This is a genomic window from Streptomyces malachitofuscus (assembly GCF_055571035.1).
Window position 1 is genome coordinate 1 of the sequence record NZ_JBVIGA010000041.1, and the last position, 13,543, is coordinate 13,543.

Annotated in this window: 11 protein-coding genes and 2 pseudogenes; 7 read left to right on the forward strand and 6 right to left on the reverse strand. The window is 68.5% G+C overall.

The window, feature by feature from the left end:
• The first annotated feature begins 387 nt into the window (after positions 1–387).
• Positions 388–666, forward strand: coding sequence for a class I SAM-dependent methyltransferase (locus ACZ44S_RS36650; protein ID WP_466937273.1), 279 nt, complete (start codon positions 388–390; stop codon positions 664–666).
• Between the two features lie 121 nt (positions 667–787).
• On the opposite strand, the gene ACZ44S_RS36655 is transcribed toward ACZ44S_RS36650, so the two are convergent.
• Complete coding sequence (locus ACZ44S_RS36655) at positions 788–1,030, reverse strand: hypothetical protein (protein ID WP_466937275.1); 243 nt, start codon at positions 1,028–1,030, stop codon at positions 788–790.
• 101 nt (positions 1,031–1,131) lie between these two features.
• On the opposite strand from ACZ44S_RS36655, the gene ACZ44S_RS36660 reads away from it, so the two are divergent.
• From ACZ44S_RS36660 to afsR, 3 genes are all read left to right on the forward strand, one after another.
• On the forward strand, positions 1,132–1,443 hold the full coding sequence (locus ACZ44S_RS36660; RefSeq protein ID WP_466937277.1) for a CU044_2847 family protein: 312 nt from the start codon (positions 1,132–1,134) through the stop codon (positions 1,441–1,443).
• Complete coding sequence (locus ACZ44S_RS36665; protein ID WP_466937279.1) at positions 1,440–2,261, forward strand: S1 family peptidase; 822 nt, start codon at positions 1,440–1,442, stop codon at positions 2,259–2,261. Before ACZ44S_RS36660 ends, ACZ44S_RS36665 begins: the two co-directional genes overlap by 4 nt.
• 983 nt (positions 2,262–3,244) lie before the next feature.
• Positions 3,245–6,211 (forward strand): SARP-family global regulator AfsR, encoded by a 2,967-nt coding sequence (gene afsR / locus ACZ44S_RS36670; RefSeq protein WP_466937367.1) that lies wholly within the window; start codon positions 3,245–3,247, stop codon positions 6,209–6,211.
• A gap of 9 nt (positions 6,212–6,220) precedes the next feature.
• Here afsR and ACZ44S_RS36675 read toward each other — a convergent pair.
• Positions 6,221–6,420, reverse strand: a pseudogene (locus tag ACZ44S_RS36675) (SpoIIE family protein phosphatase); the annotation flags it as partial.
• A 76-nt stretch (positions 6,421–6,496) separates the two neighbouring features.
• On the opposite strand from ACZ44S_RS36675, the gene ACZ44S_RS36680 reads away from it, so the two are divergent.
• From ACZ44S_RS36680 to ACZ44S_RS36690, 3 genes and pseudogenes are all read left to right on the forward strand, one after another.
• Positions 6,497–6,802, forward strand: a complete 306-nt coding sequence (locus tag ACZ44S_RS36680; RefSeq protein WP_361497581.1) for a transposase — start codon at positions 6,497–6,499, stop codon at positions 6,800–6,802.
• Between the two features lie 5 nt (positions 6,803–6,807).
• Positions 6,808–7,587: an IS3 family transposase gene (locus ACZ44S_RS36685; protein ID WP_466937282.1), complete on the forward strand. Its 780-nt coding sequence runs from the start codon at positions 6,808–6,810 to the stop codon at positions 7,585–7,587.
• Positions 7,565–8,636: pseudogene (locus ACZ44S_RS36690) on the forward strand (IS30 family transposase); the annotation flags it as partial. The gene ACZ44S_RS36685 and the pseudogene ACZ44S_RS36690, both read left to right, overlap by 23 nt.
• Before the next feature lie 308 nt (positions 8,637–8,944).
• Here the strand turns inward: ACZ44S_RS36690 and ACZ44S_RS36695 are convergent.
• The 4 genes from ACZ44S_RS36695 to ACZ44S_RS36710 all read right to left on the reverse strand — a co-directional run bounded on the left by ACZ44S_RS36695 (position 8,945) and on the right by ACZ44S_RS36710 (position 13,448).
• Positions 8,945–9,307: a MazG-like family protein gene (locus ACZ44S_RS36695; protein ID WP_466937284.1), complete on the reverse strand. Its 363-nt coding sequence runs from the start codon at positions 9,305–9,307 to the stop codon at positions 8,945–8,947.
• A gap of 152 nt (positions 9,308–9,459) precedes the next feature.
• A complete protein-coding gene (fxlM, locus tag ACZ44S_RS36700) occupies positions 9,460–11,817 on the reverse strand; it encodes a methyltransferase, FxLD system (RefSeq protein WP_466937286.1) in 2,358 nt (785 codons plus the stop codon).
• Positions 11,818–11,882: 65 nt separating this feature from the next.
• A complete protein-coding gene (locus ACZ44S_RS36705) occupies positions 11,883–12,299 on the reverse strand; it encodes a GNAT family N-acetyltransferase (protein ID WP_466937288.1) in 417 nt (138 codons plus the stop codon).
• A gap of 63 nt (positions 12,300–12,362) precedes the next feature.
• Entirely contained in the window at positions 12,363–13,448 is a 1,086-nt protein-coding gene (locus ACZ44S_RS36710; protein ID WP_466937290.1) for an NUDIX hydrolase, read from the reverse strand.
• Between the last annotated feature and the right edge of the window lie 95 nt (positions 13,449–13,543).

Consider the following 13,543-nt stretch of genomic DNA (forward strand, 5'->3'; position numbering starts at 1 on the left):
CAGCAAGGCCCCCGGAGAACCAGCCAGCCACCACCGTTCCCCGGTCGTCGTCAGCCTGAACCACCGATGGCACGACCACTAAAGCAACGGCATTGTCATCCCACCGACAGGGGGCAACAGTCATGCCGGGCCCGGAGGCCAGCGGCCCTCTTGCAGGACCGCGAAGAAGATAACGGGGCAGGGGGCTGTGGAGTGCGTGGTCCATACCCACTCAAGTGGACGCCGGCTTCCGCGGGTGGCCGCAGGCTCTCGACGACGGCCGGGTTCTGATTCCGGATTACTTCCAGTGCTGGGCCCACGGAGGGTCACCGCAACCGAGATCATGAACCGCTCGGCCACCAACTCGCCATCGGGCATGACACTTTCTGCCACAACGCCTTCGACCTGGTGGGACCACAGGTTTTGGAGGAGTACATCAACTGCCAGGCCCGCGAGCGCTACCACCGCTTCAGGGAACTGATCGCCGAGCACATCACCGACGGCGCAACCCTCGCGTCCGTTCCCTGCGGCGTCATGGACGACCTCCTCGAACAGGACTACCGAGACGTGACCGGCGTCCGGCTGGTCGGCGTCGACCTCGACACCGAGTCCCTGCGCTACGCCGAGGAGAACGCCCGGCGCCACGGCCTCGCCGCATGCGCCTCCTTCCGCCACGAGGATGCGTGAAACCTCGTGCAGAGGCGGAGCTCACCCTCCTCGTGCACTGCCGTACGTACGAACTCGCCGCGTAGCTGACGGCCTGCGAAGCACAGGGAGGAACCCGGCGGCGACGTATTAGCTGACACAGTCACACGCTCGACTGCTGCACAGCGCCCAGGGCCTGCTCCAGTAGGCTCCCGGTCGGCAAAATCGCGACGGTCGTGCTCGCTGTCTTGCGCCATGAGCAGCGCCTCGCTGACATGGCAGGCGGCAATGCGGTGCGCCGCTGGTTGCCGTGCTCGGTGAAGACCGGCTCGAGACGGGCATTGACGGGCCAGACCAACTTGCTGATGGAATGGATGCCGGTGCCGAAGACGTGGTGGTCGGTCATGATGCCCCAGACCCTTGTTCCACGAAGCCGTCGCACGCGGCTTGTGGCGTGGCTACCCTTCCGAGAGATGCAGCAGGTTCGTTGACGGGGGAGTCGCAGCCATGGCCGAGGTCAGAGTCGAGACGGTCGCTCTCGATGCCGCAGGAAGCCGTCAGATTGCCGCTCGGACCCGGTCGACGTCGGCGCTTGGCGACCGTGCTTCCGAGGTGGAGGAAGCCATCGTGCAGGCATCGGCGATTGCCCAGCAATCACTGGCCCAGGTGCCCGAGCGGGACGGCTGGCAGGTGACCAGCATGGACGTCACGTTCGGGCTGACTCTGGCTGCGGAGGCGGGTGTCATCCTCTCCAAAGCGTCCGCAGAAGCCTCGTTTGAGGTGACGCTCACTGTGGAGCGGGCCTCGGGTAGGCCATGACTGGTGCGGGGTACTGGGTCGATCTGTACCAGGCCCAACAGCGTCTTGGGGGAGGCTTCCTCGTGACGCGCCGGTTTGTACTGACTGCGCTCCACTGTCTGCGTGGCCTCACCGCCTTTGATGCCCAGATGGATATCGTGCTGGCTGACGGCACCCGTGTGGAGGGGCAGGTCTGCCGTCAGGACAAGGATGCTGACCTGGCGCTGATCGAGATTTCTCCCCTCTTCGATATCACCCAGCCTGTACCCGCGGCTGGAGTTGCCCAGGACGGCGACCGATGGCGGGGCCCATATCGGCCCGCCGAGAACGAGGTAGAGCTCAGCGGTCACATTGACAGCGGAGCTGTGCGCTATCTGTGCGAAGGGGGTGCTTCGATCGAGGCCCTGCAGCTGACCGCCGACCAGCAGCTTGGCGATTATTCCGGCTATTCCGGCGGTCCAGTCGAAGGCATCGCGCAGGATCGAGAGCCGATGGTTGTGGGCATTCTCCTGGAACAGGTCCCCGACCGTGCCGACCCGGGCCGCAATGCCAATGTACTCTTTGCCGCCACTGTCAGGGAGGTGATGCGACGTTTCGACCACTTCGACGTTGCTCATCTCATGGACGTGCTACGCCCTGGCCGCCGCGAGCGTATCCCGCAACAGGAATCCGCGGACGGTCTGTCACTTCGCACGCAGACGGACCGTGTAGAGAGCGTGATCCACGCTTTCCAACAGTTGTCCGAGCAGGGCGTCATGGACCCGATGCACGTAGCTGAACTCAGGTACCTCGCCTTGAAGCGCATCATCGAAGAAGACCCGGGCGAGGGCGGAGTATGAGTGACACCTTGCAGGAAGCGATCACCCTTGCCGAGCACGCGTTGCGCGGTGAGGACGCGGCCCGTTCGCGGGTGACGCGCTCGGTAGAGGCTGTCTGCGCCGATCAGTTGCTGCTAGGTCGCCCGTCGGCGGGCAAGAATGTTGCCTACCTTGTTTCGTTGCTAGACGCTCTCGGTCTTTATGACGTATCCCAAGGACTGCTGGAGCATCTGTCGTCACGCTTCGTCCAGGATCCTCGGACGCGGGACGTGGACGAAGCCGTACGTAATCAACTGGCTGTGATTTTAGCTGATCGGGGACATCTCGAGACCGCTGCGACGCTCCTCGCCGGCTCAGACCATGGCTCCAGATCTGCCACGACACTGGCGAACCTGGCATCCGTAATGCTACGGCGGGACGATGTCGCCCGGGCCGCCGACCTCGCGTCCCAAGCCCGCCAAATGGCGGGTTCGGTCGAGAGTGACGACGATATAGAGGAGCAGTTGGACATCCAGCTGCTGACAACCGCGATCCTCGTCGAGACTGCCCGCAGGGGCGAACGGTACGAGGAGGCGGACCAGTTACTGGAGGAGTTCACCGGGTTTGCCCGGCGCCTTCTCCGCCTCCTTGGCGGTGACCATCCCAAATCCTTCTCGGCCCTGGTCACGCTGGCTTCAGCTGAGTTTCAGTCGGCCCGGGCAGTAGATGAGCGAGAGCGCATGAAACGCGCGGCGGACGTCATGGCCATCGCAGTACAGCGGATGTCCGCGACCTTGGGGACCCACCACCCTCGATCAATCTCTGCGCTGCGGACTCTGGCGGCCGTGGAGTACGAGACCGCACGAGCCTTCGTTGATCAACGGCGCTTCCAGAGCGCCAGCGCACTTGTTGCGGCTGCCGTGCAGCGTGCCGCTGTGCGGCAGAAGTGGGCACCGCGATCTCTTCACCCAACCTTGGCTTTCCATGGCCCAACATCACCGGGAGCCCGATCATCCGCCCCGCCGATGCGAGGCCGGGCGAGTGCACCGCGAGTACCTGAGCTTCAGGGCCGCGAAGAGTCGGAGGCGTTGCGCTTCAGCGTGCTCGGCCCAGTGCGCGCCTGGCGCGGGGCGGAGCCTCTGCCCACAGGTTCGCCGCAGCAGCGTGCCCTGCTGGCTGCGTTGCTGCTCCGCGAGGGCCGTGTAGCTACGGCGGGCGAGCTGATCGACGCGCTGTGGGGTGACGAGCCGCCGTCCCAGGCCCTGGCCGCCGTACGCACGTACGCGTCCCGGCTGCGAAAGGTCCTGCCACCCGGGGTGCTGGTCAGCGAGTCGGGCGGGTACGCGATCGGCACACCGCAGGAGGGCGCGCTCGACCTCGGAGTGGCCCAAACGTTGGCGGCAGAGGCAGAACGCGCTAAGAACCGCGGCGACTTGTTTCATGCTCGCGCCGTGCTTAACGAGGCACTGGGCCTGTGGGAGGGGGAGGCCCTGGCGAGCGTTCCCGGGCCGTACGCGGAGACTCAACGGACGCGGCTGGAGGAGTGGCGGCTCCAGCTGGTCGAGTCCCGGCTTGACATGGACCTGGAACAGGGCTGCCACGCGGAGGCGGTCTCGGAGCTCACGGCCTTGACGGCGGCGCATCCTCTGCGGGAGCGCTTGCGTGAGCTACTGATGCTGGCGCTGTACCGCAGCGGTCGGCAGGCGGAGGCACTCGCCGTGTACGCGGACACGCGGCGTCTGCTGGCGGAGGAACTGGGCGTGGACCCGCGCCCGGGCCTGAGGGAACTCCAGCAGCGGATCCTCCAGGCAGATCCGAGCCTGGCGGAACCGTCGGCGCCGCTCGCCCCGGATACCGCCGCCGCGCCGGTGCACCCGGCTCAACTCCCAGCTCCTGTCGCTGACTTCACAGGAAGGGCAGCCATCGTGGCCGAGCTGAGCGGGGTCCTGTCGTCTGCGTCGGCGGCCGAGGGCCGGGTGATGGCGGTGTCGGCGCTGGCGGACATCGGCGGCGTGGGCAAGACGACGCTCGCGGTGCACGTGGCGCACCAGGCACTGGGGGCCTTCCCGGACGGGCAGCTGTACGTGGACCTGCAGGGCGCCGGGCCGCGGGTGGCGGACCCGGAGACGGTGCTGGGCGCCTTCCTGCGGGCGCTGGGCACGGCCGACGCGGCCATCCCGGACTCGTTGGAGGAGCGGGCCGCGCTGTACCGCTCGGTGCTGGACGGCCGCCGGGTCTTGGTCCTGCTCGACAACGCACGGGACGCGGCGCAGGTACGGCCGTTGCTGCCGGGAAGGGCGGGGTGCGCGGCGCTGGTGACGTCGCGGGTGCGGATGGTTGACCTGGCCGGGGCGCATCTGGTGGACCTGGACGTGATGTCGCCGGAGGAGGCGCTTCAGCTGTTCACGAAGATCGTGGGCGAGGAGCGGGTGGCCTCGGAGCGGGAGGCGGCGCTGGACGTGGTGGCGGAGTGCGGCTTCCTGCCGTTGGCGATCAGGATGGCCGCCTCTCGTCTGGCGGCCCGTCGTACGTGGACGGTCTCGGTACTGGCGGAGAAGCTCGCGGACGAGCGGCGCCGCCTAGACGAGCTCCAGGCCGGGGACCTGGCCGTGAAGGCGACCTTCGAGCTGGGGTACGGACAGCTGGAGCCGGCCCAGGCCCGTGCCTTCCGTCTGCTGGGCCTGGCCGATGGCCCGGACATCTCGCTGGCGGCGGCCGCGGCCGCACTGGACTTGCCGGTGGATGAGACCGAGGCCCTGCTGGAGTCGCTCGTCGATACGTCCCTGCTGGAGTCCGCGGCGCCCGGGCGCTACAGGTATCACAACTTGGTTCGACCCTATGCGTGTGTGTGCGCGGAGAGGGATGAGCGGCCGCCGGGCGAGCGGGATGCGGCGATGTCGCGGTTGCTGGACTTCTACCTGGCCACGGCGGCGGGTGTGTACGCGATTGAGCGGCCGGGGGACCGGCTGGTGGACGACTTGGAGCCGACGGAGTACCGGGGGCTGACATTCACCGACGGGTCGACGGCCTTGGAGTGGCTGGACACGGAGGCGGCTTCGCTGCTGTCCTGCGTATGGCAGTCGGCGGGTACGGACAGGTTGAGGCGGGCGGTGGATTTGCTGTGGGCGGCCAAGGACCTGACCGAGTTGGGCGCCAACTTGCACCAGTACGAGACGACGGCCAGGGCGATATGCGAAGCGACACAGGCGGCGGGGGACGTTCGGGCAGAGGGCAGGGCACGCATGGTCCTCACCGATGTCCACCTGGTCTCCGGCCGTATTGAGCACGCGGCGCAGCAGGCGCGGCTCGCCATGGAACGGGCGGCGTCCGCAGAGGACACGACCGCCATCCGCTGGGCCGCCAACAACCGAGGACTCATCTGCCTGCTTCAAGGCCGGTATGCGGAGAGTAGGACCTTCTTTGAACAGGCGCTCGAGGGTCACCGGGCCACCGACGACCGAGTTCTCGAAGCAACCGGCCTGTGTAACCTCTCTCGCGCTCACCTGGGCATGGGTAACGTGACGCAGGCCGTTGAGATCGCCCAGCTCGGCGTCGCAGCACACGCCGAATTTGGACGAACGGTACGCCTCGCCAACAGTCACTACGCCCTCGGCATCGCCTTGAATACGGCTGGCCGACACACTGAGGCTCTTAGTCAGTTTTCCGAAGCCTTGAGCCTCTTCAGTGACCACCGGCAACGCCTCTGGGAAGGAACCACTCACTTCCGCATAGCCGAAACATACCTGGCCGCCGGCCGCCCCGTACAAGCCGCCCACCACGCCGAACAAGCCCTCGCGTTCGGATGCATCGGCGGTGACCGGATGCGAGGCAACGTCCTAACACTCTTAGGGCGTGTCTTGGACCAGCTCAGCGAGACGAGCCGCGCACGCGCCTGCTGGCGTGACGCTTTGTCCCTGTATGAGCTCTCGGGGGTGCCAGAAGCAAGTGCGCTGCGGGTTGCGTCTCTGGAGGTGATGTACGCCGCTGCCTGATCCAGGTCTTTACAGTCGAAGAACGACCAGGGCGGTGTCGTCGCTGGACCCGGCGGGTGGGATCAGGTCGGCCAGGAGGGCATCGGCGAGTGTTTCGGGGTCGGTCCCCTGGTGACGGTCAGGGAGTCGGCAAGCCGGGCCAGGCCGGAATCGATGTCCTCGTGACGGCGTTCGATCAGCCCGTCGGTGTACAGCACGAGGGTGGCTCCCTAGGGTGAGGTTCCCCCTGCCGACCGGACAGCTTGATACTGGGACGGATGGTCCCGGAGGAAGCAGTCACAGGTAGTGAGTGGCAAGAGCAACATGAGTAAGCGGTACACGGCCGAGTTCAAGCGGGACGCGGTCGCCTTGGCGTTGTCCTCGGAGAAGACAGTCACCGAGGTCGCGAGGGATCTGGGTGTGAGTCCGGAAGGGCTGCGCGGGTGGGTGAAGCAGGCGAAGGTCGACCGCGGTGAGGGACCCGCCGGGGCTTTGACCACTGCGGAGCGTGAGGAGCTGGTCCGGCTGCGGCGGAAGGTTCGCGAGCAGGAGGCCACGATCGAGGTGCTGGGAAAGGCGACCGCCTTCTTCGCTCAGGACAAGATGAGGTAGACACCGTGGCACGGTGTCGTTTCATCGATGCGGAGAAGGCGTCGGAGAGTAATCCTGCAGGTCACAGCGTTGCGTTTCTGTGCCGTGTGCTGGGAGTGCCCCGTTCCACCTACTACGCGCACAGGGCCTCGGAGCCGGCCCGGATGATGCGGGAGCGGGCCGAGGAGGTGCTGGTGGGCGAGATCCGGGTGCTTCACGCCGGATCTCGCGGCGCCTACGGGGTTCCGCGGGTCCACGCTGCCCTGCGGCGGGCCGGGCGGGTGGTGAACTCCAAGAGGGTCGAGCGGCTGATGCGCAAGCACCGGATCGTCGGGATCACCCGCCGCCGGCGGCGGGGCCTGACCCGGCAGGCGAAGCGGGCGGTGTTCGCGCTCGACCTGATCGGCCGGGACTTCACCGCGCCCCGGCCCGGGATGCGGCTCGTCGGCGAAATGACTGAACTCAGCACGCTGGAAGGGAAGTTGTATCTGGCGACCTGTATCGATCTCGCGACGCGGGAGGTGGTCGGCTGGGCGATGGCCGACCACCACCGCGCCGAGCTGCCGGTCGCCGCCTTGCGGATGGCGGCCGGGCGTGGCGGCCTGGAGCAGGGTTGCGTCATGCATACGGATCGCGGCAGCGAGGGCGGATTCAACCGGTCGTCGCAACACCTTGATTTCGGAGGTGTTCAAGATCGCTACGGAGGACTGGAGCCGGAAGACCGGCGATGTGCCCGAGGAGCTTCGGTGGCAGTGGCGTGCTGGTCGGGCGCTGAGGCCGGCGATGCGCTCGCGTGGCCGGCCTGATCCGTCGCGGGTGGTGCAGCGGCAGTTCTGGCGGCTGATCGCCACGGGCATCACGACGGCTGAGGCATCGCTGGCGGTTGGGGTTTCGGTGCCGGTCGGCTCTCGGTGGTTCCGTCACGCTGGCGGCATGCCGCCGATCTCTCTGGCCGAGCCCACCGGCCGCTACCTGTCCTTCGAGGAGCGCGAGGAGATCGCGATTCTGCGTGCCCAGGACAAGGGCGTGCGAGAGATCGCCCGCGCGATCGGACGTGATCCGGGGACGATCTCGCGCGAGTTGCGCCGCAACGCCGCCACCCGCAGCGGGAAGCAGGAGTATCGGGCCACGGTCGCTCAGTGGAAGGCGCAGCAGGCCGCGAAGCGCCCGAAGGCGGCCAAGCTCGCGGGCAACGACAGGTTGCGTGAATACGTGCAGGAACGGCTCGCCGGCAGTGTCCGTCGTCCCGACGGCTCGATCGTCACCGGTCCGAAGACGCCCGCGTGGAAGGGGCTGAACAAGCCGCACCGGCAGGACAGAAGATGGGCGATGGCATGGAGCCCGGAACAGATCTCGCGGCGGCTTCGCGTCGATTTCCCCGATGATGAGTCCATGCACATCAGCTACGAAGCGATCTACCAGGCGCCGTTCATCGAGGGCCGCGGTGCGCTCAAACGGGAGCTGGTCGCGTGTCTGCGGACCGGCCGGGCGTTGCGTACTCCCCGCGCACGGTCGCAGAACAGGCCGCAAGGGTCATGTCACCGAGGACGTCGTCCTCAGCCAACGCCCCGCCGAGGCCGCGGACCGCGCGGTCCCCGGACACTGGGAAGGCGATCTGATCATCGGGACCGGCCGCTCCGCGATCGGCACGCTCGTCGAGCGCAGCAGCCGCTCCACACTCCTGGTGCACCTGCCCCGGCTCGAAGGCTGGGGCGAGAATCCGCCGGTGAAGAACGGCACCTCACTCGGGGGCTACGGCGCGATCGCGATGAACGCGGCGCTCACCACATCGATGGCACTGCTGCCCGAGCAGCTGCGCAAGACCCTGACCTGGGACCGGGGCAAGGAACTCTCCGGCGGAACCGCTGGGCGGCGTAGAGCACGCTCATCTCCAGCGGCGTCGCCCTCAGCGTGATCAGGGCGAGGCTCGGCAGCGCGACGGACGTGACCGCGCCGCCCAGCACCCCGACCGCCAGCCCGTTGTTGAACAGCATGAGGTCCCGGTGGACCGTGTCCTTGGCGGCCACCGGCGCCGAGGATGCGGCGGTATGGGGGAGCGGTTCATCGGACGCCGTCACGCACAGCCTCCTTCGACCTCATCCAGCAGGTTCAGCACTCGTGCGTGGCCCGGCGGTCCTGGCTGCGGCGTCGAACGGGAGTTGCTCATGCCGGCTCCGCTGGGGCCGGGACTGACGCGGGATCGGAGAGAAGGAACTTCGCCGACTTGGCGGCCAGATGCCGCTCGAGGTACTCCTCGGCGTCGTCGGGGCGCATGCGGGCCAGGGAGACCAGGGCCGTGATGGCCACATCCGCGACTTCCGCGTGAGCGTTCTCCCATGGAGCGGTCCCTTTGCGGGGGTTGGTGCCGCGGGCGCCGATGACCGCCTGGGAGGCTTCCCCTGTCTCCTCTGCGATCTTGAGGACTTGCAGGCTCCATTGCTCGTCTTGGTTCAGGCCGAGCGCGGTGTCGTGTTCGTTGAAGCGGTGGGCGAGTCGGTGGATGGTGTCCCAGACGGTGCCGTGCACGGTGTGGTGTCTCCTTTAGGGAGTTCGGGTCGGGGCGCCGAATCGGTCGCGTACGGCAGCGAGGGGCTGTTCGCGGGGGAGGTCGGTGGTGCTGATGGCGTGGCCGTTGGCGTGGAGGCAGTGCGTGACCGCCATGAGGGTGATCCACACGATCACCGGCAGTCTGCGGCGCCCGCCAGGTTCCCCGCTGTTGTAGTGACCGGGGCACTGCTGTCCAGGGCGGGCCAGCGGAAGACCAGCCGGGAATCCGCCTTGTCCAGCACATGGCCCTCGGGCAGCTCCTGGTCCGCCGTGCCGGCTGGGTGCACGGTCAGGTGGGGGTAGCCCGCGGCACGGACGGTGCTGTCCCAATCGCGGACCCGAGCGGCCATCTGCTGGGCGAGGCCCTCGCCAGCGGGGCCGAAGGCGTGGACGATGAACTCGCTGCGCCGCTCGGCAGGGGTGTCACCGTCCTTGATCAGGACGTGGGTCAGGTACGCCAGAGATTCCTCACTCACCAGGGCGGCCGCGTCCGCGCCGCGCGGCACGGACGCCAGGCCGCCGTCGTGCTCGCCGTCCGCCGCGAGTCGGCAGAACCCGTCCAGCGTGGTGGCCAGGAGCAGTTGCAGGGTCTCGAACGACTCGCCGCCGGACACACAAACGCCCGTGCCGAGTTCGTAGCGAGGCCCCCGCATCGACTGGTCCAGGCCGGCGGTGTCTGCGGGGAGCCCGTCCTCGAATCGCAGGTGGAGCCCGCCGGGCAGATCGACGGTGGGGGTGGTGCGGGCGGCGGATCCCCGGTCGCGGATGAACCCGCAGAACGTCCAATCGCCGGGGCCCGCCTCCAGCACGCTCCCTCGCTTTCGCAGGGCGATCGCACGGGTGTAGCCGTGCATTTCCAGCGGCAGGACGAGGTAGCCGTCCTCGGCGAGCTGCTCGCGCCACGCAGGTGAGACATCCCACACGTTGTAGGTGACCACAATGCCGTCGAAGCCGTCCGCGGGGACGTGGTCCGGTGCGCCGAGGGCCCCGTCGCCGAGGATCGCGGTGACGCGGCCGCTGCCGGCCTCGGCTGTCAACTGCTGGGTGCGGTGCACCACGTACGGGTCGAGGTCGACCGTGACCACGCTCCCGCGCCGGCCGACGACGTGGGCGAGGAGCTCGGCGTTGAAGCCGCCCGCGCCGACCTCCAGCATCGTCATCCCGGGCTGCGGCCGCAGACCGTCGATCATGATGCCCTGCAACCATGAGGCGGAGACACTACTGACGGCCCGCCCCTCCTCGTTCCTGAGGGTGACGACGGCGAGGTCGTCGTCGTACGCCGTCTCCAAGGAGACCTCGGGCGCGTACCGGTGGCGAGGCACGCTCCGCAGCGCTTCGAGGACCGGTGCCGACAGGCTGTACCCGCGCCTGAGGATCTGTTCGGTCATCGCGTGCCGCAACCGCGCAGCCTGCGGCGGTTCGCCGTCGACCGGCGGCCGCCGGCTGGCCACCGGGTAGGCATGCACGGGCGGCAGACCGGGCAGCACGCCCGGCCACACGAGATTCAGCGCCAGGGCGGACGGCGAGAAGATCGGGCCGAGAGCGGCCAGTGCGCGCAGATCGTGCCACTCCCACCGCTCGAACCGGTGGCACTCCTGGTCGGCGACGGCCGGTTCACCGGACCAGGCGACGGCGCGCACCACACCGGACAGCCGCCGCAGGAGGCCCCGGTCGTCCGGGAGGACCGCCACCAGATGGGCGTCCTCGGCACGGCAGCTCAGCCCGGCCTCCTCGGCCAGCTCGCGCACGGCCGCCGTGGGGAGGGACTCGCCCGGCTCCACGCCGCCTCCGGGGAGCTCCCACATACCGTCGCATGAGCGCCCGAGCAGCACCCGTCCGAAGGGTTCGGTGACCACCATGCACGCGCCGGCGACCGCCTGCGCCGATGGCGCCCCCTCCTTCTCCACCGCGGTGAACTCCCGTAGACCGTCGCGCAGCACGATCACCGCCAGGCCGTCGGCGTTGAACCGCTCTACGGTCTGCCACCTCTCGGTCAGCACCCGGATCTCGTGCTCGTCCAGCGCGATGTCGCGCCGGTCGGCCGGGCTGCTGGCAGCCAGGGGAGTGATCACCACGATCGCGCCGCCCGGGCGCAGCCGCCCGGCGAGTGCGTGCATGACCCGCTGCCGGTCGCCGAAGAAGGGATACACCAGGCGCAGGGTGATCAGGTCGTATCCGTCCTCGCTCAGCTCGGCCGGGTCGTTGTGGGCGACGTCCAGACACAGCCAGCGCACGCCGACCGCGCCGGCCCGCTCGGCCCGGGCCCGGGCCAGAGCGCTGTCGGCGAAGTCGACGGCATCGACGAGGTAGCCGAGTTCGCCCAGGTAGGCGGCCAATTCCCCGGTTCCACAACCCGCGTCCAGCGCCCGGCCGCCCGTCGGCGCGGGAACGTGCTCGGCCAGCAGATCCCTCTCGGCCTGACCGACCCGGCGAAAGCCCCGGTCCTGCGCATAGTGCTGGTCCCATTGGTCCCGGCGGACATAAGCCACGTAGCTGCTCCTCGTCGTGTGGTGCGGTGATCGGCTGTCGCTGTGGTACTCGGATTCGGTGCCGGTCAGATCCCGTGCGCGGCTGCGTGAGCTGAGGACGGGATCCGGGTCATCCGCATCAGGGCCGGGTCCCTGGTGAAACCGAGGGCGGCGTACAGCGGGACGGACTCGTCGGAGGCGTGCAGTTCGTAGAGCGTCACGCCGTCCCCTTCCAGGTGCGCGAGCAGGGCGGTCAGCGCGGCCTTGGCGTAGCCGCGGCGGCGGTGGTCGGGAACGGTGGCGACGGCTTGGATCCGCGCGGCCAGCCCCTTGGGGTACCGGGGGGCGGGGAGCACGGCATCGACAAGGGCGAGAGCACAGGAGGCAAGCCTGCCCTCCGGGGCGTCGACGACGTAGGCCCGGGCGTCCCCGCCCGGGACAAGGCGCGCGCGGAGATGATCGCGGCAGATGGACAGCCAGTCCCAGTCCAGCGGCTCGGACAAGATGAGTTCGGACCGCAGACGGGCGATCTCGCCCGCATCGGCCGGAACTGCCAGACGCGGAACTCACCCCGTGCGCGGACCCGGAACAGTGGCATCCACGGGCGCGTGGTCGGTGACGAGAGGGCCTTGCTCGGAGTCGTTGCGCCGCTCGTAGCGGGGGTCTTGGCCGAGGAGGGCGCAGCGCTGTGCCGCGTGCCGGAGCAGCAGGGCGCGTGTTGCCGGGCTCAGACGCAGCCGGTGCAGCATCTCGGGCGCGAACCAGCGCAGCAAGACGCCCTCGGTGAGGCGCAGACGGTCGGGGTTGCCGTTCCAGCGGCCGGCGAACACTTGGATCAGCACGCGTAGTCCGTCGCTGCCGGTGGTCCTCTCCACGGCGAAGGGCTCCAGGTCCGGGATGACAAGATCCGGGACCTCCTCACGGAGTTCGCGGCGGACTGTGTCTTCGAGCGTCACGTCCTTCGGCTCGCTGCCGCCGCCGAGCAAGGCAAATGACCCTGGCTCCCAAATTTCCGGCAGGTCGTCGCGCAGATGAAGCAGATAGCGGCCGGCGTCGTCGAAGATCAGCGCCGAGGCGTTCACCGCCTCCGGCCGGCCGTCGAGCCCCGAATCCAGCAGCTTGGCGCGCAGTGTCGGGGAGCTGACCGCGTCGAAGTGGCGCCACTCGGCTCCTGCGACCTCCGCATCCTGCAGAACGAGCTCGGGATGCTCCCCGACCAGGTAGAAGGCGAACCGGACGTCGTAGTGCCGGTGCGGCGGTTCTCCCTTGTCCGGGCGGGCCTCGATGTCGTGAAATTCAATGTCGATCGGGATTCCGAGAAGCGGGGTGAGGCACAGATCGCCTGCCTTGATCCCGGTCTCCTCGCCCACCTCGCGCACCGCCGCGGCGCGCAACGTGCGATCCTCCGGCTCGGGATGACCGCCGGGGACGAGGACCAGAGCGCTCGCCCTGTGAAGGATGTGCAGCACACGCCGATCCCGGTCGATCACCACGGCACTGCACGTGATGTGCGCTGGCATCGTTGCGCGGCTCGTCGGTTCCTGCGCCCCTTCGAGCAGCGTCAACAACGGGTCCACCGTGCCGTGTTCGGAGGGATGGCGCGCTAGGTACATCTGCACGAGAGCGCTGATGTCGGATCGGGCGGGCGGCATGTCAGCACCTCTCGCAGGTCGGGAACGGATACGGGCGGGCGCGGTGTACGAACTCGCGTCTCGGATCACTCGGGAGGTCCTCGGAGCACACGGGC